General features: G+C 38.7%; 20 protein-coding genes and 3 pseudogenes. 3 read left to right on the top strand and 20 right to left on the bottom strand.

All coding sequences use genetic code 11. From position 1 onward, the window contains the following. Nucleotides 1–157: 157 nt before the first annotated feature. The 17 genes and pseudogenes from traG to QHG54_RS07785 all read right to left on the bottom strand — a co-directional run bounded on the left by traG (nt 158) and on the right by QHG54_RS07785 (nt 15795). Nucleotides 158–2080 (bottom strand): Ti-type conjugative transfer system protein TraG, encoded by a 1923-nt coding sequence (gene traG, locus QHG54_RS07705; protein ID WP_317993711.1) that lies wholly within the window; start codon nt 2078–2080, stop codon nt 158–160. A gap of 167 nt (nt 2081–2247) precedes the next feature. Then, complete coding sequence (locus QHG54_RS07710) at nt 2248–3882, bottom strand: BID domain-containing T4SS effector (protein WP_406604135.1); 1635 nt, start codon at nt 3880–3882, stop codon at nt 2248–2250. A gap of 20 nt (nt 3883–3902) precedes the next feature. Beyond that, nucleotides 3903–4109 (bottom strand): annotated as a pseudogene (locus QHG54_RS07715) (antitoxin VbhA family protein); the annotation flags it as partial. A gap of 46 nt (nt 4110–4155) precedes the next feature. After that, nucleotides 4156–4567 (bottom strand): annotated as a pseudogene (locus QHG54_RS07720) (ATPase, T2SS/T4P/T4SS family); the annotation flags it as partial. Continuing rightward, complete coding sequence (locus QHG54_RS07725) at nt 4552–5064, bottom strand: hypothetical protein (RefSeq protein ID WP_406604136.1); 513 nt, start codon at nt 5062–5064, stop codon at nt 4552–4554. The gene QHG54_RS07725 and the pseudogene QHG54_RS07720, both read right to left, overlap by 16 nt. Before the next feature lie 154 nt (nt 5065–5218). After that, entirely contained in the window at nt 5219–6844 is a 1626-nt protein-coding gene (locus tag QHG54_RS07730; protein WP_406604137.1) for a BID domain-containing T4SS effector, read from the bottom strand. Between the two features lie 10 nt (nt 6845–6854). After that, the gene (locus tag QHG54_RS07735) at nt 6855–7061 is read right to left on the bottom strand and encodes an antitoxin VbhA family protein (RefSeq protein ID WP_406604138.1); all 207 of its coding nucleotides are present in this window, start codon (nt 7059–7061) and stop codon (nt 6855–6857) included. A gap of 68 nt (nt 7062–7129) precedes the next feature. Further along, nucleotides 7130–8200: a P-type DNA transfer ATPase VirB11 gene (gene virB11 / locus QHG54_RS07740; protein ID WP_406604139.1), complete on the bottom strand. Its 1071-nt coding sequence runs from the start codon at nt 8198–8200 to the stop codon at nt 7130–7132. Beyond that, a complete protein-coding gene (gene virB10 / locus QHG54_RS07745; protein ID WP_406604140.1) occupies nt 8197–9354 on the bottom strand; it encodes a type IV secretion system protein VirB10 in 1158 nt (385 codons plus the stop codon). Before virB10 ends, virB11 begins: the two co-directional genes overlap by 4 nt. Continuing rightward, nucleotides 9347–10213 carry a P-type conjugative transfer protein VirB9 gene (gene virB9 / locus QHG54_RS07750; RefSeq protein ID WP_317993705.1) on the bottom strand — a complete coding sequence of 289 codons (867 nt, stop codon included), beginning with the start codon at nt 10211–10213 and terminating at the stop codon, nt 9347–9349. Before virB9 ends, virB10 begins: the two co-directional genes overlap by 8 nt. Continuing rightward, the gene (locus tag QHG54_RS07755; RefSeq protein ID WP_317993704.1) at nt 10210–10914 is read right to left on the bottom strand and encodes a virB8 family protein; all 705 of its coding nucleotides are present in this window, start codon (nt 10912–10914) and stop codon (nt 10210–10212) included. The genes virB9 and QHG54_RS07755 overlap by 4 nt, the downstream gene beginning before the upstream one ends. After that, a complete protein-coding gene (locus QHG54_RS07760) occupies nt 10868–11182 on the bottom strand; it encodes a type IV secretion system protein VirB7 (RefSeq protein ID WP_406604141.1) in 315 nt (104 codons plus the stop codon). The genes QHG54_RS07755 and QHG54_RS07760 overlap by 47 nt, the downstream gene beginning before the upstream one ends. Before the next feature lie 197 nt (nt 11183–11379). After that, nucleotides 11380–12342, bottom strand: coding sequence for a type IV secretion system protein (locus tag QHG54_RS07765; protein WP_406604142.1), 963 nt, complete (start codon nt 12340–12342; stop codon nt 11380–11382). After that, a complete protein-coding gene (locus tag QHG54_RS07770; RefSeq protein ID WP_406604143.1) occupies nt 12342–12806 on the bottom strand; it encodes a type IV secretion system protein VirB5 in 465 nt (154 codons plus the stop codon). Before QHG54_RS07770 ends, QHG54_RS07765 begins: the two co-directional genes overlap by 1 nt. Further along, nucleotides 12803–15157 (bottom strand): VirB4 family type IV secretion/conjugal transfer ATPase, encoded by a 2355-nt coding sequence (locus QHG54_RS07775; protein WP_317994073.1) that lies wholly within the window; start codon nt 15155–15157, stop codon nt 12803–12805. The genes QHG54_RS07770 and QHG54_RS07775 overlap by 4 nt, the downstream gene beginning before the upstream one ends. Before the next feature lie 5 nt (nt 15158–15162). Continuing rightward, complete coding sequence (locus QHG54_RS07780; protein WP_317993700.1) at nt 15163–15474, bottom strand: type IV secretion system protein VirB3; 312 nt, start codon at nt 15472–15474, stop codon at nt 15163–15165. Continuing rightward, a complete protein-coding gene (locus QHG54_RS07785) occupies nt 15475–15795 on the bottom strand; it encodes a TrbC/VirB2 family protein (protein WP_406604144.1) in 321 nt (106 codons plus the stop codon). 367 nt (nt 15796–16162) lie between these two features. On the opposite strand from QHG54_RS07785, the gene QHG54_RS07790 reads away from it, so the two are divergent. Continuing rightward, nucleotides 16163–16906 (top strand): hypothetical protein, encoded by a 744-nt coding sequence (locus QHG54_RS07790; protein ID WP_406604145.1) that lies wholly within the window; start codon nt 16163–16165, stop codon nt 16904–16906. A gap of 1209 nt (nt 16907–18115) precedes the next feature. On the opposite strand, the gene QHG54_RS07795 is transcribed toward QHG54_RS07790, so the two are convergent. Continuing rightward, nucleotides 18116–18475, bottom strand: a complete 360-nt coding sequence (locus QHG54_RS07795; RefSeq protein ID WP_396335818.1) for a hypothetical protein — start codon at nt 18473–18475, stop codon at nt 18116–18118. Nucleotides 18476–20726: 2251 nt separating this feature from the next. Continuing rightward, nucleotides 20727–21687 (bottom strand): annotated as a pseudogene (locus tag QHG54_RS07800) (metallophosphoesterase); the annotation flags it as partial. A gap of 741 nt (nt 21688–22428) precedes the next feature. Between QHG54_RS07800 and QHG54_RS07805 the strand changes: the two are divergent. Next, entirely contained in the window at nt 22429–23274 is an 846-nt protein-coding gene (locus QHG54_RS07805) for a TIGR01459 family HAD-type hydrolase (RefSeq protein WP_406604146.1), read from the top strand. Further along, complete coding sequence (locus QHG54_RS07810; RefSeq protein ID WP_317993695.1) at nt 23274–24275, top strand: bifunctional riboflavin kinase/FAD synthetase; 1002 nt, start codon at nt 23274–23276, stop codon at nt 24273–24275. The genes QHG54_RS07805 and QHG54_RS07810 overlap by 1 nt, the downstream gene beginning before the upstream one ends. Nucleotides 24276–24519: 244 nt before the next feature. On the opposite strand, the gene QHG54_RS07815 is transcribed toward QHG54_RS07810, so the two are convergent. Further along, nucleotides 24520–24852 (bottom strand): TIGR01244 family sulfur transferase, encoded by a 333-nt coding sequence (locus tag QHG54_RS07815; protein ID WP_406604147.1) that lies wholly within the window; start codon nt 24850–24852, stop codon nt 24520–24522. Between the last annotated feature and the right edge of the window lie 1409 nt (nt 24853–26261).

The raw sequence follows: 26261 nt of genomic DNA on the forward strand, positions 1-26261 counted from the left end.
TGCACAAAAGCAACAATTAAGAATTTTTCTCCACCATATTTTTCTTGTTGGATCATGCAAAAATTCCTTTGGGTTTTTGTGAAATAGGAACCTATGCTCTTGCCTTTTATGCTGTTGTTATTGTTTTGATGCGCAATACCCATAAGAGGGCGTTTTTTCAGTTTTTCTTTGCTTGTGGAGCAAAACGATTTTTCTCAGCAGCCGCTAACATTTCTTTCCTTCTAAAATAGATCGCTCGACCACATCGTAAAGGGGGATGGCCTTGCATAAGGATAATTTGTTCATCTTGGCGCATTTCCTGAATAATTTCGTGGGGTAAAATCAGTGCTCTTTGTTGATAATTGATGTTGTGAGAGTCTTTTGCTAAAGATAAGCCTCTCGATTTGCTTGTTCCGGTTACTTCAACGGTCATTTGACCACAGCGTTCTGAAATGTCTTTGGCTGTTTGCAGGTCTTTAATGGCAGCATAACTTACAAAGGAGCAGCTTTCAAACCATGATCGCGCTCCCGCTTCTCCAAAGTGATTGACCAACTGGCCAGAGGATTGATAAAAAAGCATTAAGGATGTGCCGTATTTACGACCACGATCGCGCGCTTCTTCTAGAATATTCATATAACCAAGAAGATCAACTTCATCTAAAACAAACAAAACACGCTTTTTATATTTCCCGTCAGCTGTAACCATTGCATTTAAAAAAGCACCAATGATCACGCGTCCAATTGCTGGATAACTGTTCAAAATGCTTGCTGGGAGATTGAGAAAAACATCTGTATTCCCGTTTGCGATATCTGATGATGCAAAATCATTGCCACAAACAAGATCTGCATAATTGGACAAAGAAAGCCACTGAGTATCTTTTGATGCGGTCGTATAGACCCCTGAAAAGGTTTGGTCTGCCATTTCTGTGAAAATACCGACCATTTCACGAATAAAAGGAGAGGGTGTTGTTTCTTGAATCATGCGTAGTTGATTTACAACAGCTGTTTCTGACTGAGAAAGAATGCCGCGCAATGTTTTCAAATTGCGCTCACTGTCTTCATATTCATCAGAGAATATGACGTGCGCAAGAAGAGCGGTTAAAAGATTATGTGCTTGTGTTGAAAAATATTCTGCTGAAGAATTATCTGATGATTTTTTGTCTGAGAGAAGCAGTTTAGAAAAACTCACAACATTGGCTTCACGTTGTGTGCGCGGGATGCTATCGTCTAAAAGCCAATCGAGCACATTAAAATTTTTTGTTAAGACTGAATTGGGATCGAGAACAATAACATTTCTATTCCCCATTTTTTTACGCGCAAATCTAACCATTGGCGCAATTTCTGTTGAAGGATCAAGGCATACAATAGGGCCGGTATATGTTAGACATGTCGGAACCACTGTACTTGTTGTTTTATATCCACCAGAACCGGCAAAAAAGATCATATGGGTTGAACCAAAATCAAGATTAAAAGTAAGCAAAGGCACTTTTCCACCTTTTCCCCATGTTGTTTTATTGCCAGGCGCAAAGGGAATCTTGCATACACGGTCTTGATCAACACGGTATCTTTCACCAACAACAATTTGACCATTGGCGGGGAAAATTTTTGCTGCGTCTCTTAAATTCATCCATGTGGCGTCTCCAAAAACTCCTTTTTTTGCACGCTTCACATTGCTTTTGCGTGGAGAGCTTGTCATGAATTGGATTGCTAAAAGAAAAATGCCCGTGATGACGCCAAAAACAACCATAGGATCCAAGAATTTTAGAGCATAACTCCACGTTATTCCTTGTTGGCCCACATAGGGATTTAAGCGTTTTATTTCATTGCCAATATAGTAAAGAGAAACGATCCCAAAAAAGACAGTTGAAACAAGCGTGATCGCTTTGCGCAGATGAAGTTTTTGCGATAAGCTATAAAACAATGACACAGCAGCAACTAGCACCAATATCAATAATGGTTCTGAACGGACATACCAATAAACATGATTGGTCTTTAGATCATTTATCATAAACAACAATAAATAAGGGACAAGGAATATCGTTAAAGCACCTAAAGCGATTGGCGCTAAAATAAGTGCAAGTTGCGTTTTGGTATATTTCATTGTCTTTTACTTTCGGTTTTAGCGGGCGGTTTTATTGGGATATGCCGTAAAACGATACCTTTAAAATCGGTGATATGGTGTTAAACGGTCTCCTTTTTATGGGAAAAATCTTATCAAAACAGCTCTCTTCCATAATGGTTGAAATGAAGGTCAAAGTTTCACACTTTTTAGCTAGCCATAGCCATTGCTTTTGAGCGATGAACTTTGAGTGCTTGGGATTGCTGGTGTGCTTCTTTTGTTTGCGTAACGATTTTTGTAATTTCTTTTGCTTTAGTCACTGATATTCCAATACTTTTAGCGAGTTTCTCATAATCATTCTTTCTGATCGCATTGTGTTCATCTCCTGAGAGACGATCACGTAATTTGTGCATAAGAGCATTAAGCTCTTCTCTTAGTCTAGGAGAAGAAGACAAGATTTCTCTCTGTTGTTCTGGTGTTAAGGAAAGAAGATTTTGTAAGTCTTTACTCGGCATTTCTACCGTTTGTCCGCGGCGTCTTTGTTCTGCTTGATGCTCTTGAAGAATTTCTTTCTTAGCATGTTTTATAGCATAGCTATAATTTCGAACCGCAGCACTCAGGAGCCAAGTATTCTCTTCAGCATGTTGGCGCGTAGAATTTTTCAGTCCACAGACATTGATACCTGCAAGATTGGCAACAGAGTGAGGAGAGTGTTCAATTTGATTGGCGAGCTGTTCACTCAAATTGGGATATTTAATCATCTGCACCATCTGTTGGTTCAATGTTTTTGAGCTGCCATAAACAGTTTTTGATAAACCTTGGATTTGTTTTCGGGTTACGTGGATGCAGGCATCTTCTGCAATCATTTCGGCTATTTCGTTTTTCGTCAAAGGGGCTAATTCTTCTTTTGGGATAAGATTTTTTTCAAGTTCTCTGGCGCCTGGAACTGTAAAGGTGAATTTGTCTCCAGCCTTTAATGTTTTCAGTTGTTCTGGGGAGAGATGCTCTTTGTTGCCGATGATGTAAGCACCCCTCACATTGAACGCAAAACCTTCACGACCAGCACCTCTGTAAATGCCCGTATAGGTTTCACCTTCCTGTGCAACCATAACAGGACGATCATTAACATTGCGCCCACTATCTTTCATGTTATCCATGAATTCCTTTAAAAGAAGTATTCTTTCTGGATTGGAGATATCCTCAAACAGATGCTGCATAGGTCCTAGATTACCTTCTTCTGCTACCGCAACACTGGCAACCATCATGCGTTCTTTTGTTACAAGCGAAAATTCAAGTTGATGGCCTGCAGCTCTGGCGAGATTTTCAAAAAAGACTCGTTGTGTGCGGCCATTACCTTCTCTAAACGGGTGTATATGGTTAAGAGAATTGAACATTTCCATTGCTTCATGGATGAATGCTTCACGCGTTAAGCCTTGTAAATTATTTTTTTCGGCAAGTGTTTGATCTAATCTTTGTAAACCTTCTTGGATTTGATCACCAATTGCAAAAGCATATGTCCAGCCCGTTCTCTTCATTTCTGGCATGGCAGCAGTGGTTCCATCTTTAAACGTAAAGGGGACATTGCGGGTACAGCCAGCCCATTCAAATGTATTTTCAAACAAGCAGAGATGAAGATAACTTAGATAGGCAGAATCAAAGCATTCTGGTAGGGGTTCAAGGCGCAGATTGACCATTGCTTGTGCTGTATCATGCGAACATTTCTCTAGAAAGGATTTTAAGTTTTTTGTTCCATATTTATTTTTTAGTGTGACACTATTGGGATAGGTATAATGATGGGGAGAGATGGACGATATATTTTTTGTTTTTGACTTTGCTTTTGGCATAGCGACCTCTTTATCTTCTTTAATGTAGCGTTGTCTATAAGAGTGTTGAATTCCTCTAGTGAAGTCTCTCTCCCCCTTGCATATCCTTCTAAAATTTTGAGTGTTGTGGGATGAAGCGTTATACCCTCAATTGCATGAGTACTGATGACTGCATCAACCGCTTCGCGGCGTTTTTTCAATTCTTTCGGTGTGATTGATGAAAGATTATCTGTCGCCTTTGTTTCCATTTATTTTTTCTTTTCAACTTTTCAAGAGTTGCCTTAAAAAAGCCTTTTAATGCAGGTGTGCTTTCTCATTAGTTCCCTCCCCAAAGATGTTTCGTTGTTTGAAGGGATCATAATAAATTGCTGTGACTTTAAATTTTTCTTCAACCCGTTTGATTGAACAATGATAGCAATCATTGCAATCAACAGTCCTCGAACATCCTCACGCTCTAAATCGCCGCCGCTTCCCTCACTTTCTTTGACCAAAAGGGTCATTTGCTCAAATGTAGCAAGTGTTGTTGAGGCATGAACCGTGGTGATCGAGCTTGGATGGATTTTGACATTGCAGATATAATAAAGGCTGTACCATCGCGAAGCTCTTGTAAAAGAATGCGATCAGGGCATATGCGCAAAACAGATTCGAGCAATTTCTTTGGGCCGACAGAAGCTAAATCTTGACCATCTTTTAAAGATATCCATGAAGCATCATCAAAAACTCCTTTTTTACATGTTTGATCTTGCTTGCGCGCGGAGAGGTTGTTATGGACTGAATTGCTAAAAGAGCAACGCCGATAATGGTACCAAAGATAACCATCGGATCCATGAACTTTAGAGCATCGTTCCAAGTTATCTCTTGCTGGCCAACAGAGGGATTTAAGCGTTTTATTTCATCGCCAATATGGTAAAGAGCAGCGATTCCGAAAAAGATAGCTGAGACAAGCGTAATCCCTTTGCATAGGTGCAGTTTTTGTGAGAGGGTATAAAACAGAGATACGCTAGCAACTGCTACCAGCACCAATAAAGGCTCTGAGTGAAGATACCGAGAAAGTTGCTGAGTTTGCAGTTCATTTGTGACAAACGACAATAAATAAGGCGACAATAAATAAGGCGACAATAAATAAGGAACGAGGAATATCGTTAAAGTGCTTAAAGCGATTGGCGCTAAAACAAGCGCTAACTGCGTTTTGGTATATTTCATTTTTGTCTTACTTTCGATTTTATTAGGGAACGCCGTAAAATGATATCTTTAAAATAGGTGATATGGTGTTAAACATCCCTTTTTCCATGAGCGGTGGAGTATCAAAATATCCCTGCTCATGAACGTTTAAATGAAGGTAAAATGCCTCATACTTTTAACTGGCCATAGCGAGTGTATTTGAGCGATTTAGTGTATGTGTGTAGGCTCGCTTATGTACTTCTGTGGCATTTTGAACGGTTTTGGTAATTTCTCGTGCTTTCTTTTCTGATATACCAATACTTTTTGCGAGTGCTTCATAATCATTGTGTTTGATTGCACGATATTCGTCTGATGAGAGACGATGCTCTAAATTGCATATAAAAGTCCGGAGCTCGTGGTGCAAATGAGGAGATTGAGACAAGATTTTACTTTGTTGTTCTGGTGATAAGGAAAGGAGATTTTGCAAGTTTTCACTCGGCTTCTCTACTGCTTTTCCGCGGCGTTCTTGTTCAATTTTATGTTCTTGAGTGATTGCATGATGCGTATGTTGTACAGCATCCGCATAATTCGTAATTGCGCTACAGAGCAGATTAACATGCTCTTCAGCATTTTTGCGCATCGCGTTCTTTAATCCAAATACACTGGTGCCTCTCAGAGGGGAAATAGAGCTAGGAGAGCGTTCAATCTGATCAGAAAGCTGTTGGCCTGAGCCTGGATTTCTAAAAATCTCTCTCATCTTTTCTTCTAATGCTTCTGAGTTACCATAAATAATTTTTGACAAATGTTGAATTTGGTTTTGAGCGGTGTGGACACGAGCACTTTCCGCAACCATTTTGTCCAATTCACTTTTTGTGAGAGGCGCTAATGTTTCTTTGGGGATGAGCGTTTTTTCAAGATCTTTGGTTGTGGGGGTAAAAGTAATGGTATCACCGGATTTTAATGTTTTTATTTGTTCTGGCGTGAGATGCTCTTTATTGCCGATGATGTACATCCCTTGCATATCGAGCACAAAGGCATTAAATCTAGCACCTTTATAGATTGCTGTGTAAGTTTCACCTTCTTTTGCAACCATAACAAGACGATCATTAACATCACGCCCAAGTTCTTTCATGTTGTTCATGAATTCTTTTAAAAGAAGTATTCTTTCTGGATTGGAAATATCTTCAAAAAGATCTCTCATCGGTTGTGTATTGCCATATTGTGCTGCTTCGGTATAGGCAGTCATCATGCATTCTTTTGTGGCAAGCGAAAAATCAAGTTGATGTCCTGCTGCTTTGGCGAGACGTTCAAGAAAGAATTGTTCTGTGTGTTCATTGCCATCTATGAATGGGTGTATATTTTTGAGAGAGATAAATATTTCTACTGCTTCATGGATGAATTCTTCACGCGTTAAGCCTTGCAAATTATCTTTTTCGGCAAGCGTTTTCTCTAATTTTTGTAAGTTTTCGAGGATTTCTTTATCGCTTACAAAAGCATTGTCCCATTCCGCTCTTTTCATTTCTGGCATGGCGGCAGTGCTACCGTCTGCAAAGGTGAAAGGAACAGTGCGGAGCTTTCCAGCCCATTCAAATGTATTTTTAAACAACTGCTGATGGATATGGCATAGATAACCGGAATCAAAATGTTCTGGTAGGGATTCTTTTCGCAGAATCTTTAGTGCTTCTTCTGTATCATACAAACATTTTTCTAGAAAGAGTTTTAAATCTGTTTCTCCATATTTATTTTTGAGGATGTTGGTACCAGGATAGAGATAATGATGGGGTGAGGGGACTCCTCTTGTTTTTGCTTTTGCTTTTGGCATAATGGCCTCCTTATAATATGGCATTGTCCATAAGAGTATTAAATTCCTCTAGTGAAGTCTCTCCCCTTGCATATCCTTCTAAAATTTTGAGTGTTGTGGGATGAAGCGTTATACCCTCAATTGCATGCGTGCTGATGACTGCATCAACCGCTTCCCGGCGTTTTTTCAATTCTTCCGGCGTGATTGATGAAAGATTATCTGTCGCCTTTGTTTCCATTGATTTTTCCTTTTCAACTTTTCAAGAGTTGCCTTAAAAAAGCCTTTTGGTGTAGGTGTACTTTCTCGTTAATTCCCCCCAAAGATATTTCGTTGTTTGAACGGGTCATAATAAATCTCTGTGACCTTAAATTTTCCTTCAACCCGTTTGCATTGAACAATGATATCAATCATTGAAATCAACAGCCCCCGAATATCCTCACGTTCTAAATCTCCTCCGCCTTCACTTTCTTTGACCAAAAGGGTCATTTGCTCAAATGCAGCAAGTGCTGTTGAGGCATGAACCGTGGTGATCGAACCTGGATGGCCTGAATTGACATTGCGGATATAATAAAAGGCTGTACCATCTCGAAGCTCTTGTAAAAGAATGCGGTCAGGACGCATGCGCAAAGCAGATTCGAGCAATTCCTTTGGGCCGACAGAAGCTAAACCTTGACCATCTTTTGAATAGATCATGGAAACATGATTAGGCTGTGGCACAACCAATTCTGGTGTATCTTCAATGGTGATAATACGTTCATCATTGGGAATTTTGGCAATTAATGCTTTTGACAGCGTTGTCTTACCAGAGCCGGTTTTGCCTGCAATCAAAATGTTTTTTTGGCGTTTTACAGCTTGATTAAAAAAGGAGATAAAATCCTTATTGCAGTAAGCCGTTGTCAAATCATGCTCAATGCTTTTAAGTTCATTAAAACGCGATTGATAATCACTCAATGGCGTGAATGATACCTGTTCACACACCGAAAAGAGACCTTTATTTGCGAGGTCTTCGAGTGAAAAACTCCGCGATGAGGGTTTGCGAATTGTCATACTGATTGTGTCTTTTTCTACTGCCGGTGGAATGACAATTTGAATACGCTCATTTTCTGGCAGGGTCGCCGATAATATTGGATTTTTATCGGATATATTTTGCTTAGAATAGGAAGCAACAACTTTCGCAATACCCATAAGCTCACTATATGAAAGAGCGGGCGCTTCTATTGTTTTCCATCCCTCAACACCTTCAGTCATTACTTGATAGGGACGATTGATGACAATTTCAAAAAGACCCTCATCTTTCAGAAAGGCTCTGATTGGTTCAAGTTTTGTTAAAACAATCGCGACGGCTTCATCACCCATACTGTGCACGTTTTGATTCATTTTAAAGTCACCGTAGAATTTTTATAAAAGTTTCTTGAAAGGGCCCGATTGACAATCTGCTTTTTGTTTTCAATCACTTTCAATTTATAAACACTGGAAAAATCCAAATCGCGGGCAACAAAAACATTGACCATTTCCCCTTGGTTTTTTGTCAATGTTGGGGAAATGTTGGCGTAATTTTCTGTGACAATACTTGCAATATTTTGTCCAGAAGAGACTGTTTCAGAGCTGTTCTTTTCTTGTTCTTTTGACAAACGGCTTTTCGCATAGTTTGTCGCATCTCTTATAATGGAGACAAGAAGTGCAGATCCAATCCTCTCTAACCAATGGTTATCAACATCTCCGTCAACACCAGAACGCCCTAAGGTATCTGTTGCCGGTGAGGCTAATGTTATAATAACACCATTGGGTGTTTTAGCTCTCGTCCACAATACAAAGAGACGCATTTGCCCCTTTTTTAATCCAGCACGATATTCGCCAACAATTTGTGTGCCTTTATCAAGGAGAACAACGCGACCATTGTCTGACAAGATATCTCTGGAGACGATACAACTAGCAAAACCCTGTTGATCACTGCTAATTGCCGTTTCTAAGATACATGGAATGGGAGTACCTGTCGTAATAATGTAGTTTCGATTGCCAAGTGTTGAAGCGCGTATGCCTTCAAGGGTTGTCGGTTTAAGAATATGATTAAAGCGTTGCGCTGTTTCATCAGGTTTGCTTTCAAGATTGTTCGGTAAAGCGTCATTATTCTTTGCTATCGTTGCTTGGCTCTGATTTGTATTGGCATACGCTAAGACAGGAGCACGTTGTGCTGATTCTAAGAGTTTTGCATCGGCAGTTTGTTGATTTACTTTTGGCGTTGGTAGCTCCACTTTTGGCAATAAGGCATTATTTTGTTCGGTTGGCTCAAGAGGGATAGGCTTGGGCTGTGCAGGGCGGAAAAGTTCCGTTTGCTTAATGATTCCTTCTCTGGGAACTTCAACGGGGTTCTTTTTTTCTGTGGCAAGCGTTAAATATGCTAAATAACTACAGACACCGAAAAGAACTAGAAGAGTAGCTGCTTTGCTTATAGAAGAGCTCTGTTTTTTTCTTTGACCGTCTTTTATCGTATCGCGATCATTGATGTCGTTTTCATCCATTTTATCAATCATGACCGTTTCCTATGTTCACTTTACGTTGTACAGAGGGTGATGTTGTACCGGTTTCGGGATTAATTCCTTCAGGCACAAATCCTTTATTGAAGATGCACAGCACGTCATTGCCGCGGCGCAAAGTAAATCGCGCAGCTGTGGCATGAACAATGACCTGATTTCCTTTAATCGATTTTGGAACGAGAGATTCTTGTCCATCATGCGATACAAGATAAATGGCAGGGATTTCAGTATTGCCCAAAAATGTAAAGGTTGTTGTTTTACCGTTATCATAGACAGAAGTAGGTTCAATGAGGGTTGAGCCTTGGGCTTCATAAGCCCAATTGCGTGGTCCAAAATTTTCATGGGTATTTAAAATGTCATTGACAAAGTTTTCTTCGCGTTGTGCAGCTTTTGCGGCTTCTGCTAATTTCTTACGCAAAGCTTCATCTTCTGGATAACGAAACTTGACCAAAAAATATGTTTCATTGCCTGCTGAAACCTCGCCTTCACGCACTTGCAATTCAAATTGATAAGATCGTTTTGTTCCGTCTTGGCGGCTTGTTACAATTTGTAAGTTGGTGACGGGTTGAACTTCGCGTGGTTTTAGAAAGACAAAGTGACCAGCTGGTGCAACTTGCCAAGCAACAGAATTGCCAATCCCCACATAAGTAACTTCTTCATCATCAGCAAATTCAAGCTGTACTGAAGAACGAATAGATCCAATGATTTGCGTGACATTATATGGGTCATAATTGACAAATCTGATGCGGTTGTCTTTGCGTGCACTTACAGGTGCTGTTTCAGCAAATAAGGGGACTGTATGGCTGCTTATTGCAACAATGAAAGCTAAAAAGATTGGTTTTGAAATCCTGATCATTTTATTACCTCTGGATCAGATCTGTATTCCGACACTTGAAAGCCAAGCGGGTTGATTAATCGGTCCTCAGTTGAAATGAGTGCATTAATGTAGGAAACATTTAAGATCGCAACCCAATGGGAAATATTTTCTTTTCCATTCGATTCTCTGACCGTTTTATAGTAACGCACTTGAATAAGATCTTTGCTTAAAAAGGAGATTGATTTGATTGTGACCATAGCGGTCATGTTTTGATAGATATTTTGCGGACTTTCTGGATTGTTGCCCGAATACCATTTGGCAAAACGGTTTTGTTCTTCTGGTGAAGATAAAAGAGAGATTAAGCGAAAATTGTGTTCCGCTTCTGATAATTGAAAGCCTTCGCGTGCACGAACATATTTTGCCGCAAAATAGCGTGTTATTGCTTCATCATAGTCGTTTGGCGACTCTTTTAATGCATGTATTGTATCAATAATGCCTGTTGAATTATCAACGCGGATAACAAAGGGCTCTACTGTTTTTAAGGGTGTTAATGTCGCTACCGCTAAAGCTAAAGCGATTGTCATTAATCCAAAAAGCACTGTCAAAGCCATGGCAATTCTCATTCGCACCCGCATGCCGTGCATGCGATCAATATCGAATGAGCGGGCTTCTTTTATATATTCATCAAATGCATCACTTTTCACGTGTGACCTCCATAGTTTTATCAGAAAGCGTTTCATGGCTTATGGAACGCAATGGAGCGGTATGAGGTCTCACGTCAGCTGTTGCTTTTTCGCTTTCCAGTGTGTTAAGGATGATGGGGGTGGTAACAGGTTTTACGATTTTTTCTTGTAGGATAATGTTTTTATTATCCCAATCCCACTTATCTCTGTTTAAAGCGCGGGTATGCTTGCCGTTGCATCGGGGTGGTTTTTTGGGACCGCTAAGGGAAGCGCAGCCAGTAAGGGCTATCATCAGGATCACAAAAACAGTTACTTTTCGTTTCATTTTTTAACTCACAAATATTTTAGAATAACGCAGTGGTGCTTTTGCAAAAACCACTCAGAATGTGCTATCGCACAGTTTTGATTGGTCTTGTGAAACCAAGGATACAAATGTTTTATGCATCGTGTGCGGAGTGAACGCGCTTTAGCGCGTTCACTGTAAAGATAAAGACGGGGCTCTTCTAAAAGAAATGTCTGATGTTAAAATGCGCCCCGGCCTCCAGCTTTTGCGGCTTTTGCTGCAACACTTGCTGCACCAGAGAATTTAGACGCTGCACCTTTTGCTGCGTTTTTACCAGCTTTAGCTCCACTGGAAAGCATGTTAACAATCTGTCCTCCTGAAGAGATACCAGCATTAAAGTATGGTCCACCACTGGCAAGAGCAGAGGAAATACCAGGAAGTGCGCGAAAAAGAATCATCCCTACTATCGCGATAACGACAACAGGCGGGAACAGATAGTAGATTGACTCATAGCTGCTATCGAGAACATGTAAGATAATGTTGCACATAATCGTTCCGAGCATGATCACCAGAACTTGCAAAATGGTAAAATTGACCAGTGTCGAAATCCACGCATCGGCAAATTTTCGGGTTGCGTTGAACAAATAGAGGCTAATGAAAAGCGGTCCAAGACCTATAATCATTACAAGCGCAACTTGTGCAAATATTTGGACAATAAAACCACCTATACAAAAAACAATAACGGCCATAATCATTAAAGAGCCAAGAAGACCAACCATGATCTTTTCAAAAAACCAAGCCTTCGCTAGGACTTCTTGATAACGAAGGCTCGTCTGTAACAAGATAAAGTCAAAGACATTAGAACCCGTGGGATTGTTGTTAAGTGCATTCCCAATAGCATTTGCTAGATCATTAAAGAAAATATTTTTGACATAAATATTAAATATGTCCGCATTCGTTGCAATTGTTGACACAAGAACGATTTTCACGACATTATTGAGAAGACTATGCATCGAAAGGGCGACGCGACCAGTCATAACATTATAGCCATATAAAAAAATAAAAATGATCGAGGCAAGATTAAGTGGTGCCGAAATAGCAGCAGACAAACCACTCACCATTGTGTCCATCGCAGTGTTGAGTGGGTCTATAATATAGTCAGAAGTGCTCTCAAATGGGTGTGAAGCAAAGTCCTTCTTCATTAGTTCTTTAGCCCCTTCCTTGCTTTATCAAGCTCTTCTTTTAATTTTTTTGCAGTTTCTTTATGCTCTTCTTTTGCTTTCTCTTCATGAATTTCTTCTGTTGTTTTTGCAGTTTTCGCGTGTATCGCAGCAAGCGATTGAATCTTTAAAGTATCCGCTTGAAGTTTTGCTTGAAGAAAGGACAATTCTAGTTGGAGTGCTTGTTGAAGAACCTGCACTTCTTCGGGTTTACGCTCTGATGATGATTTGATCTCCTCAAGTCTTTTCTTTATTGCCTCAATTTCTTGCATAGTTGCATTTGCAGATTTATAAAGGGATTCCGCTGTTTCTGAGTTTGTCGTCTCCGATTGTTGCGTGCCTTCTACTGCCTTTTCATAATATTCATCAGCAGTTTGTGGGGGTTGTGCCATCGCATGAGAGATGCAAGACAAAGATAAAAGTGTGATTAGGCCATATTTTTTCATTGATTTTCTCTCCTTTGGTGAAAGATGGGCAGCCATGTGTCGGGGTCTGCTCCATATTCGCTGATAATTTGGTTTACAAGTTCGATATTCTTGGTTGTGCCGCTTAAGACGGCGATCTCGTCGTTCATTCCACGCAAGTTGAGTTCTGCAACGACGGAACTTTGTCCTTGTTTGATGAGGAAACGACGGGATTCTCTGCTTAATTCTGACTGTATCAGTTCAAATTCACGCTCAGTCAGTTTAAAATCTTCAACATAATCGTTGTAATTTGCTTTTTGGTTGGGAAAGAATATTTGGGTGGGGCATTGTTCAATAATCGTGTGTGCGATTGTTGAGTTCAAAGCGTCTTTTGGGCTTTGCGTAGCAAACAGCATCATCCCATTTTGTTTACGGATTGTCTTGAGGCGATCTTGCGCAAAAGCTTTAAAGGAATCATCTTCAAGTGCCTTCCAGAATTCATCAATGACAATAATAATGCGTCGTCCATCAATAAGATCGAGAATGCGGTTAAACAGGTACATCATCAAGGGACGCCGAATTTCTTCATTGTCTAAGAAATCGGTCATGTCATAACCAATGAAGTGTGAGTCTAAGTTGAGATCATCTTGGTCGTTATCAAAAACCCACCCCAAATCATTGCCTTTGATCCAGCGTTGTAACCGTATGGCAATGCCTTCTTTTGATGTGTTATCAAAAAACAGTTGAAGCGCACCAAGAGAGCGTTGTGCATGGGGTAGAGTTTCCAAAGCATCAATGGCTCTGGCAATGTCTTGTCGCTCTTCTTCTGTCACTGTTTGCCCTTCAGCTGTGACAAGCTTTAAGACCCAATTACGAAGAAAGATTTTGTTTTTTTCCGTGTATTCCATGCCTTTTAACGGCGCTATGTCAGTGGGCTGCCCGTTTTTCAAAGGTTTATATTTTCCACCTCCAGCACGCACAAAAATCTCCGCTCCCTGATCTTTGTCGAAAAAAACCATTGTCGGGTTATGTTTTTGTAATTGTGCGAGAAGAAAATTAACAATCACGGTTTTACCAGATCCCGATGGACCGCAAACAAAGGTGTTGCCAAGGTCACCATAATGAAAGTTAAAATAATAAGGTGAACCAGCCTGTGTTTTCAGCAATGCTACAGCAGTTCCCCAAACATTGCCTTCCAATTTGCCAATGGGAAAAGAGTGAAAGGGCGATAAAGCCGCAAAATTTCTGCTGGTAATGGCACCAGAGCGCGCACGATAGCTAAAGTTTCCTGGCAATTGCGCCCACCATGCTGCTTCTAATCCCAAATCTTCTCTGGCGATAACTGCTCCACCATTGGTTAAATGCGAACGTGCTTTTGAGAGATTTTCAGTCAATATTTTGGGATGATCAGCAAAAACGGCTAAAGAAATATGATGTTCGCCCAAAACAAAACGATTTGACTCTAAGTCATCTAATGCTTCATCAAGCGCATCAATTTGTGAGCTGGCACGGTCTGCTGCATTAATCATTTGATTTTGTTTGCGGCTCATAATGACACTCGCAGCTGCTTTACTCTTAAAGACAAAAGATTGTGTTAAGATGAATTCAAACGGTGCGGTAAGTAAGCCATCAGTCATACCTGGGCGTGTTTTAGAGGGATATTCTTTCCATCCAAACATGCCAACAAAGCGTTCATTGCTTTCATGGCGAATTTCGATTGTTTCTTTGCCAAAAATGACACGATCTGAGTAAATCGTTGAGGCAATGGTACCAAAGGTGAGGGGAATACGTTCACGCCTTCCTCCTACCAATTGATGGAGAAACTCACTTTGTTCGGAAAATAAAATGCCTTCATGTGTATAGACTGACAAGAGGCGCGTTTCATAGCTCTCTAACCCTTGCATAAGATCTTGCGTTAACTCTTCGAGTTTACGAATGGCTTCCATATCGGGTTCAGATTGTGTTTTTTTTGCTTTTGTTAAACGCTGAAAAAATGAAGCGAGCTGTTCTGTCTTATCTGATGCCGGATTCCACAGCAGAGAAAGGAAAAGATCATTTCTATACAACTCTTGCGAAACCATTTTCTTTTTGTATTTGGCATCTAGTGTTGCAGCAAAAGAAGAAGAAAACCGGCTCTCTGGATAAATCGTTTCGCGCCGGCGGATGATGTGAGAATATAAAGCAACACGTTCATCCGCGATATTTTTCAAGAGTGTGTTTAATTGGTTATGTAAGGAATTTAATTGATCGATATCCACAGTGTCGAAGTTTACACCCTCAACAGCCAACACTGTCATTAAGCAGCGTGAATTTAATGCAATGACGTGTTGGTTGACGTGGCGTATGTAGGGAATGTGTTCTTCAGGCAAAGATTCCCGTTTCATGATTGACATCTGTTTCACCAGTTCAGTTCCTTATAAGTACGAATAAGGCGCAAGGGAGATGTTGATCCCCCTCCCCACCTGCTAAGATTTTTTTGTTTTCCACGGGTATTGAGCCAAGCAAATAAGACGCGAAATTGGTTATGGTCGTATTTTGTTACTTCGCGCAAAACAAAGTGCATGCCAATGCCAAAACCAATCATTGTAAAATTGCTCGTTAGAATAAAGAGAATAGTTGTTGCCATGACATTCAGTGCCATTGCTTCCATAGTAACACCGGCAAACATTGCTGGTCGCGTACAGGCAAGAAAAAGGGGATCTTCGTTCATTTATGCCGCGCCCATGCCCGTTAATGCACCAACAAGAGCGGGTGCTCCAAAAACAATGCCAATGCCAATAATACAGTAAGCGGCTTTGCGTAAATCCATAAAACCGTACATCCAGCCGATGCCCACGCCAGCAACACAGATAATCGCAATGAGCCTTGCCGTGTTACCCGTCATCATCGTAACAATACTGTCTAAAACAGTATCAAGTTTTCCTAGCCCACTTGCAGTTTGAGCGGCATAAGAAGGATTCGACAAAACGAGCACTGTTAACAGCAGCGTGATAACGATAAAAGTGATGTTCTTGGATATATTGTCGGTCATTTTACCTCTCTTTAAAAAAATATTTATTTATGTGTTGACATTCTCTTGCCTCTAAAGAATGAATGTTCTTCACGTTTCAAAACTCTTACAGCCTAAGCTTTTCTCGGCTGTTTTTGTTTCCCTACAAGCCTGATTGTGATTCATGTCCACTCTCAAATTTTCTCTAAGAGACAGAAGATTTTTTTTAGTTGTGCCATACAAAAATGACAATTTTAAGTTGTATATCTTTATCAAGATGAAAATATCTAAAAATGTACAAATAATATTTTTGTTTGCAAAACGTGGTTCATGTTCAACGCATATTGCTTAGAGTTCTCTTTTCAAGAGTAGGTAAGTTGTTCATAAAACTTGAAGGAGCGTAGAAACGATGAATTTTTTGAGCGAATGCGTTAGATTCATACGATTTAAACTGATCGTCATTGTCTACATTGTGGGGTCTATATTGTGGGGGGTAAGCCAATATAAAGATAAAATAGACTTAAGTCTTTTCAAGACGTTTAAAATGCAAGACATTCAAGATATTATTGATCTGCATTTGGAAGAAAAAAAGCCAAGTGAACCTATCGTCAAACAGCAATTAGCAAAAAACGAACCGACTCCCAAGTTGCAGAAGAGTGTTTTACGAAACAATGCATCTGTTTTTCATGGTATGGCATCTGTTACCAGTGGTGTCACCTTTAAATTGGTAACCCCTGTTGCACAATCTTGGCGTACTCATATTACACGCAATATTCATCTCTATGGTGTGGATACATGTTCACCGCGTCAAAAAGCAAAATTAAACAATCAAGAATGGCCATGTGGCGCAATTACAACAGCTTGGTTGGTTACTAAAACGCTTGGTCAGGATGTATCGTGTAAACAGGCTCTGATACACAATGGTATTTCTTATGCGCAATGTTTTGTTCAAGGGGTTGATTTAGCTGAAGCAGGTCTTGCAGAGGGTATGTTAGTGCTCTCAAAAGAGAGTAAAAATCCTGCTCCAGTACAGTATCTGAGTGCTGAAGAAGCAGCACGCAACAACAAGGTTGGTCTTTGGTCAAGTGATTTTACCGAACCTTCACAGTGGCGGCGCGATAATGGATCTTACAATCCATTTGCTAGTTTGTAATTTGCTAGTTTGTAATTGGCCATTTGCCAGTTTGTGATTGGTTTTAAACTGGCACATTCACTTAAACGTTTATATTGAGAATCTTACCAATCAAACTAAAACGAGGCACAGGAATTTTTTGTATGCTTTTTCAGAGAGGTGGAGTGTTCATCCATTAAGATACGGTTGCTTTCAAAATAGCTTCTCTATTTTTATTTGTGTTCTTCATGAAAGAAGTGAAAACAATTATTTTAGCACAAGCTGTTTCATCGTTGATGATACAGAGAGATATCTTCTCTTCCTTTATCACATGATAACTTGAAGTTATGCTTTTTCTCTTTTTTATAAAAAGGGATTATGATCAATGGTATTGCGATTTATAACGGTTGGTTAGAAGGAGAAAAATAAGCTAAAAAACGCTATAAAAACAGAATTTCTATAGCAAAATTGATGAATAGAGGTAAAAAATAAGCAAAATAAAAATGCTCCCGCGTGCCGACAATCTTTTTAATGATAAGTCACAAAAATTGTCATTTTTGTAGGTGTTTTTACTCAAAATTTGGGAGGCTAAAAACACAACTTTAATAATTTATGGAAAATATCAAGCATTTAGAAAAGACGCATAAAGTATATATTGTTTAAGATACGGGGTGAGAGCGTTAAAATGGGGGATGATAGCTGAGACTGTTGAAGTAGCAAAGTGAGCCGAGGTCAATTTTAGGTATTGGTTTGTTAAGTATTGGTTTCCTTACATAAGGTAGAAGCCTATCTTTTTGCCATGTTACTAAAGAATACAAGCACACTAAATTTATTTGATGAAGGGGGAGAGATCTATTGGAATAAAAAGTCAAATTGGGTGGTGAATGGGGCATCCTACTGTTTTTATGATGGTGGTGTATGGTTATGTGCAATTCTATTAATTCTAAATGCTAATGAAATAAAAGAGGGGCGGTGCTGTATTCTTAAATATGCATGTTCATGTGCTTGTGGATTGTACAACGAGAATAGCAATATTTATGCTTATAAAGAGCTTGAAAGCTATTTCAATTATAATGAAAAAAGAAAAAATGCCTTATTATTTCCATTCTAAAGAACAGTGTTTATGGGGTAACAGGATAAACTTACTAGTGTTGATGAATTAAAGAAATATATAAACCGCGATGTTTGAATCACGGTCTATTAATATGAAACATCGAACAGTAGATATTAAAATATCATTAAATAAATATCTTAATTCAGTGCCCATGCGCTATGAGCAAAAGCATCGAATGCCCTTTGATTGGATGTACGACGTGAATCTGTCCTGCGCGTGAAGAAATATACAAAATACGCTATCAAACCAAAGATTGCTGCTTCAAATCCGAATAGAGCCGCTACCTTTTTAACATTTTTTTCAGTTTTTTGTTCTGAAATATAACTTGAAATCATATTAATGACTCTCGTAATTTTGTTGTCTTGTTCCATTATAGAAATGAAATCAGAATCTTGAGAGCTCTTATTCAAAGAATGAGCATTTGCTCCTAAAACCTGTGAAAAGAAAAGAGCTATTGTAACAAAATATACTACACAATGCTTAAATATTTTCATCATAATCACCACTTACAATCTTTAAAAATAAATTTTATTTATTGCACTCTCTAAACATAGAATTATCATGATATCTATTCATGATGCATATTATTTTATCTGTCTAATATACATTTAATACAAAAACTTAATTAATGCATTTTGTATTAAATGTATTATTATTTTCATAATTATTTGTTTTTGTCAACTATTCATTTAGTGTTTTAATTAAAATGTTGATCTATTATTTTTACTTATTTAAAAAATATTTTAAGATTGAAATATATTATATTTTTTATTTTTAACTTCTTAAGAATACAATATAGTTACATATGTTCTTAATTGATGGGATTTGATTTATACATTATATTATATTCAAGTAAACATAATGAAATTTTGTTTTTAATATAAATACTATATAGCAAGACCAGCTTTTTAAAATTTCATAATTCTTTATTAAGTTCTTTAGAATTAAGGCGATTGTTGAGAGACATTGCAAGGTAAAGTGTAACCTGTGTCAAAACAATTGATAAAAATGTTATTTGTCGGCAAGCATGTGTCATTCAACAGGTTTATTATGTGTAGTGTTTTGTTGATGAGGTTGATCTTGCGCGCTTGGTGTTTGCCGAAGGGGTGCCGAAGGAATGATGGTTTTGGTAAAAGATCAGCATTATTTTCCCTCACCCTACAGATTATAAAACCTACAATCTGCCGCGCAAAAAGCACGAAGGGGACTGTGGTTTAGCGAATTTGAACAGCTAGAAGATTGGAGAAGAGACAATGGTTGCTATAATCCCATTGACCCTTAAGGATTTTCAAAAAAACTGGGGAAGTGAGAAAGTAAGTAAGGTATCGACGTAGCTAAGCAGTTTTTTAGTTAACCGCGCTGTGTATGAGTTCTGTGGTTAATGGTGTGCTGCTCCTCTATTCGGTAACATCAATCAAAGAGTGCAAAATTAATATCAGGTGGTGCGAGACGTAATAAGAGTATGTCATAGAACCAACTGAGGAACATAGCGCCAAAGCCTAGAATAATCCATACAGGTAACATGATTGTGAAAGCTATTCTAATCTTTAATCTAGTCTCTAATGTTTGAAACTCCAAGTGAGGTCCTAAGAATAGTAAGAAAACCAGAGTACCCCCAAATAGCATGAAAAAACTTGTTTTTTTTTATGATTCTTAATATGCCTTTAATATGTCCACGAATATCCAAGAGAACAATGAAGAGTGCGTACTTTAATACTCCGTATTCTTCCGTGGGTGGGGTGGGCTGTTCTTCGTCTGAAATTTCTTCGTCGCGACGCGTAATCAATTCATTCATTAACTTTCCCCCCATATTTCTCAATTCAGTACGCACAGCTTCGTTAGTATTCTAGCATATTATTTACACAGCAGAAAAAAATATGCAACTTTTACTTTATTTATGGAAGAAATGGAAGCGATTTATTGAAGAAATGGAAGCTTGTAGTCAGGGGGGATAAAGGTAATAAAGCACGTCAAAGAACCAACTAAGATCCATAACACAAAAGGCTATGATAACTACAAACTCTATGATGGATACTTCAAATTCTTCTTTTAGTGGTCTGCTGCTCTCTTTTTCCTCACTAGAAGATTGTGCATTTTTATCATCTGCTGTGCAAAAAGCATAGATGGGGTTGTGCTCTCGTCAGTTTGAATAACTAGGAGAGTGGATAAGGGGAAAGAGCAATTTATAGTCTTCATTGCTTCTTAAAGATTATGAAAAATTTAAGAAAGAAAATGTATCGCCAACTTTTTGAAACACAGAGGGAGATTTTTGTTAAACAACATCAAAACCTGTCATTGAACAGCTTTTGTTGTCCTCTAATACGCTTCTATAATAAATTCCATAATAAAAGAGTATTTGAAAAATGACTAAAATATTAAACGATCTTATGCACTCTATGCACTGTTTTTATGCTTTAAAAGCAATGCACTGTGTTGGATAATTTCAGAAATTCCCCCTGTTATCGTTCAAAAAATATGTTTATCCGAGGAGATGCTGTTATATTACGGTACATAAGAAAACATATTTTCTTTGTGTATGTCTTCTGTGAATAGTATAAATAATACCAAAAGTGGTGCATTCCATTTTTAGCTCAATATCTACAAGAGAGAGCTTATCTTCTCGTGATTCATTCTTTGTAAAGGCAGCTTAGTTTTCAGTAAAAAAAGAAGTCTGATGTTTGAAGACATCACGAAGTGGCTCTTTAAAGCCATCTCTCATGCATTCAAAGTTTGACATTGTGATTTTTCTTTCCCTGTTTGTCCATTATAGGCTTTAACGTGAATGTTTTTCCCTTTTACTTCTAGGAGGGAGTAGTCTCCTCTAAAGAGCGCTCCCGCTGTGTATAGAGGGATATTGACGAAGACTTTATTATCTTTGGCGCGACAAGAGGATTGATGATGCGTATGTCTTACAAAAATTGCTTTTACGTTATGGCTTGTAATGATTGATTTGAATATTTGTAAATCTTGAGTGTTTTTGGGATCAAGAAAATATGAAGCAAAAGGAGAAGCTTTTTTTGCGTCGTGGAAATTTATAATTGTAACCTGACCTCTTGCATCAGCAGCGGCTAAATCTTTTTTAGCCAATCTAGAGATTTGGCTATTTTCACGATGGTGCCACTTGCATTTAAATTAACAGTATACATTGGATAATTGTGAAGCTGTATGTGGTGAATATCTCCAAAGTCCCATGAATAGCTCAAACTTTCCCTGAAAACATAGGTCGTTGTGCCATGTCCAGAGAACCATGTTTCTGTTCTGTCTTTATTAAAATTATTTAAAGCATTGCTGTATTTTTTTATCTCACTCCACATTCTTTTAACGGCACTTATGGCACACGTATCTTTAGAAAAATTTAATAATTCAGGAATTGTACAATCATCAACATTATTGGCCTAATCATGATTGCCCAATCCTTCATAGACAGGAAAACCGAGGTTTTTGTATACATCTGATGTAATCATGATAGGTTGTTGGTCGACAAAATTCTGTTAAATCTCCATTCACGATATGAAATGTAGCTTTGTGCGATTTTATTGCGTTTGCAACTGTTTTATTTGTTTTTAGCCATGGTTCTCTGTTATCCGATGCATTCGGGTTGCCTGTGTTTAAACGCCATGCTTGCAGATCAGCCATTAGCAAGAACAGTATAATTTTTTATTGGAGCTTTTCTGTATCCAGTCCAAGTTGTTGATGTATTATCACCCACGCCGCCTAATCTTGAAAAATCATAATCTTTGTTGGATGCTGTTGCCGAGTAATTATTTGCTCCCCAAAATGGATTGTACCATTGAAATTTTTAAGAGTGTTATCATCCTTTACCCGATATCTTACCCAACCCGCCGGCTCCATCAAGCCAAATAAAGCCAAGCGTGAGATGCTGTACCCAAGATTACTGACATCCCTGAAGGAATGTAAGATTTAGAATAATAAGCCTATTGTCCACCCTCAAGAGCTTAATCAATTAACTGTAAAGGTATATCAAGGTTGTTGATGAGTGTCACATTTGTTGAACGGTATGCTCCTCCTCTTGGCTGTATCTTATATTGCTGAGTATGGGCAAAAGCTTTCTCTTTAGTGTAGGAATTGAAATTTAAACAACAAGAAAATGCAAAAGCAATTGCAAAAATTGTTTTCTATTTGTATTTCATAAATGAATTCCCCCCCCCTCCAATTATTTCCCATCATTATGATATTAAAAAATATATAAAAATCAATGAACTATAAAATATTATTTTTATAATTTATGCTTTTCTGATGTATAATTGAGATCGTATTTGATGATCAAAAGTGTCCAGAGAGAAACAATGATCTTCTGTATTAAAGTTTGGCAAACCGCAGAGAAAAAAGAGGATGTTGAGAAAGCAGATGACAGAAGAATACTCTTCCGATAAGTAGTTTCAAAATAAAAGAGAGTTTGATAAATGGCAAGCATATAAGCAGGTGCAACATGAATGAAGTTACGCATATTGATAATGTTATAGCACATTACGATGCTGTTTTTTGTGATGTTTGGGGTGTTGTTCATAATGGTGTGCACGCATTTGAACCGGCATTGAAAGTGTTGCACAAAATTCGACAGATGGGAAAAAATGTCATTTTCTTGACCAATTCACCTCGGCCGCGCGAAGATGTCATCGCTCAATTACAAAGTATGAATGTTCATAGCGATTATTATGATGCCATTATTACTTCAGGGGATGTAACGCGCGATCTCATTCGTGCTGCACCGCGTAAAGTTTTTTTTATTGGTCAGCAACGTGATTTGATGTTGTTTGAAGGGTTAGATTGTGAACTGGTTGAGGAATGGGAAGCCTCTGTCGTGGTTTGTAGTGGTTTTCTTGAAGGTCTTGATGAAGAACCGTCTGCTTATGAGGATATGTTTCACCGTATGCGGGCGCGTAACTTGCCGTTTATTTGTGCCAATCCTGATGTGATTGTCCATTATGGAAATCAGGAGTTTTGGTGTGCTGGTGCACTGGCGCGTCTTTACCAACAATTAGGGGGAGAGGTGCGCATTGCCGGAAAACCCTATGCGCCTATTTATGAGTGTGCTTTTGAAAAACTTCAAAAAATTCGTGGAACAATGGAAAAAAGTCAAGTTTTAGCCATTGGCGATGGCCTGTTGACTGATGTCAAAGGTGCAATCCATTTTGGTGTCGATGTCCTTTACATTATGGGCGGCATTCATCGTTATGATTATATGCAAAATGGTGTGATAGATAAGCAAGCTTTGCACTCTTTTATTGAACGTCATGGTTATAAGCCACAAGCGATAATGTGGGCACTTCAGTGATGTCTGATTTTTTGCGTCTTCGGGGGATTCGTATGCTTCCTTTGGCTTGGCGAGGGGCAGTGTTGGCACTTGGAAATTTTGATGGTGTTCATTGTGGACATCAAGTGGTACTCCAAAAAGCGCTTGATTTAGCGCGTATAAGAAATAAGCCTGCTATTGTTTTAACCTTTGAACCGCATCCAAGAAGTTTTTTTCAATGTTCAACGCCTGTAGATCGCTTGACAGAGGCTGCTGAAAAAGCAGAAATTTTTAAAATCCTCGGGTTTAATGGTGTGATTGAACAGCCTTTTAATGCGCATTTCGCTGCTCTTTCAGCAGATGAATTTATCACTGTAATTTTAAAACAAGCCTTTGATGTTTCTGTTGTGGTAACGGGTGAAAATTTTCAATTTGGTCATCACAAAAGTGGAAATTCACACCTTCTTTATGAAAGGGGAAAAGCATGTGGGTTTGAGGTGGTTCAAATTTCTTGCGTGAGTAATCCGCAAGATCCACAACAGTTGATCATCTCCTCTAGTTCTATTCGTAAGCTTCTCTCACAAGGTCAGGTGGAAAAAGCAGCCCATTTGTTAGGATATCATTATCGGGTACGCTCAAATATTATCCAAGGCGAGAAACTCGGCCGGCTTTTGGGATTTCCTACCGCTAATCAGATGTTACCTCCTCAAACCAGTTTGGCGCATGGTGTTTATGCGGTACGGTTGCGTCGTGCTAACGGTGTTTTGCATGATGGGGTTGCAAGTTTTGGTTGTCGACCAACAGTGGTTAAAGATGGGGTGCCGCTGCTGGAAACCTATTTGTTTGATTTTAATGGTGACCTTTATGGAGAAAGCTGCACTGTTTCTTTCTTACAGTTTTTGCGAGGGCAAGAAAAATTCGATGGGCTTGAACCTCTCATTGCGCAAATGCAACGTGATGAAAAAGCAGCAAGAGAAGTTTTGATGGCAGTAAAACCATTGTCGGAATTAGATAGGCTGCTTACTTTTAAAAATATGCCTTAAGTTGATCTGAAAAGGATATGAGAGCAGCAAAAATAGCACTTAAACTGACAATGATTATAAAAATATATTCCAAAACATCGTGGAATATATGACTTTTTCGTTGTTGGGAGGGAGAATCAAATGTCTGGAGATCTGATTTAGTCATTGTCTTACCTTTTTTTGCATAATCTTCTGAAATCCTACAGATTTTATTATGGTTCAGAAGGTTACCGCTTGTTTCTTGATGGTTGGTTAAGACAACTGATTAAAGGCATGCTAAACGATAAAGATGCATCGAGCGTGTCCCTTGGTGGCAATAGGCGAGAAGAGGTTTGGGGGCTGTTTTTAAAATCGTTTGCATGGTTTCAATAGCTGATTTTTCTATTGTAGGAGGTATAATGGGAATATAGTAGGCTTTTATTCCATATTTTTGTGCTGCCGCTTTAATGAGAGAAAAATCAGGTTGATGATGCGGATCTTCTTGATCGGGGCGGTTGCAGATGATTGTTTTAAAACCAGCTTGTGCTAATGTTTGGATGTTTTCTACATTGATTTGTGCACTGATAAAAATGTTAGGTTCAATTTGTTGCAAGTTCATCCTTTTTCATCCCTGACAAGGTATATCTCTATGATGTGCTCTTATTTGGTATCCAAAAGGATACTCAATGGTAAAGCTTGAGGTTTTTAAAGAGAGCATTTTAACAAAAATGCTCCATCTGTCGAGAAGAATAGGTTTGGGTGAAGAAAATATGCCTGTGCTATGCAAGACATTTTATCCTATAAGACTTGTTTATTATTCTCATCTTATGATGTTTTTGTTCTCTGCTTTTGGCGGCAACCTCTGATATGTTGCTTGCGCTTGTTTGGGGAGAGTTTTTTTACGGGAGAGGGATGAGGTGCTGCTGCTGCTGAAACAAGAGAGGTTTCCATTTCGCAAAGATTTTTTTAACTTTCTTTGGTTTTGCTGTATCCGCGAGCCTTTTACCAAAGGTATTGTTTAAGGGATGCACAAAAGTGGGCTTGAATTTACAGCTCTTAGAAAGGGGACTCTGTTTCTCATAGAGGGCAAGACATTGATTGATAATGATAATTCATTGTTTTGGATATTGAATGAGAATTCCAAATATCGTAAGATCCTCCCACTCCAAACCTATTGATGTTGAATTAATTAAAACCACTTGCTTGCACATAACTTTCTTGCACATAACAAGTGGGATGAGTGGGATGAGCGTATGGATAAAAATTGTTAAAGAAAGGCATAAAAATATCTCTTATGAATGCTCTTCAATGCAAGGGCTGTCGCAACATTGGGAGTTGGTAAATAGAGACAATGCCGGCTGACTTCTTCATAAACGTAAAAGGAGTGGTGCTCAATGGAGATTGTGCAGTGCTTGCTTTTGTGTTTTTCGTCTTCTTAAAAGAAAATAAAAGAAAAGAAACGACTCTCATCAACAACAGCATACCAGTGTGCTTACGCACTTATCGATTTATTTTAAACATTCATGGACTTGTTTTAAAAGAGACCATCTCATCTTGCTCTCAATCCTCTCTCTCTCGTCTTGCTTGTGAAGCGTCTAACCCATGATCATTGGGCGCCATCTTCTTTATGTTTATGAAAGTGTAAGCCAGCGTTTTTATTCTTTTCACAGCTGCTCATATTATATCTGCTCTTACATTAAGAGGGTTCATAACAAGCATATTGGATTCTTTCTCAAATGGTTTTTATACACATATTTTTCCTCTTGCGAGGTGCTGTGATGTACAAAAAAGGAGTTTTTATGATTCTAAATCAAGGGGGGGGGAGTGTGGAAAAACTTCTTATATTTGGTATTTTCATTTGATATGTAAAGGTAATATATAAAGGGCGAACTCTTCTTATAAAGAGATGTATTCTCTCCAATGAGGTGTCACAACTTTTTCCTTTGTGGTTGCTTTTGTGGTTGATTATATCGAGAGAAAGATGGGGTGCATTTCAAGCATTGAATGGGGTTGGTTCATATTGCCAAT

It is taken from the genome of Bartonella gliris (genome assembly GCF_045277155.1).
GTDB lineage: Bacteria > Pseudomonadota > Alphaproteobacteria > Rhizobiales > Rhizobiaceae > Bartonella > Bartonella gliris.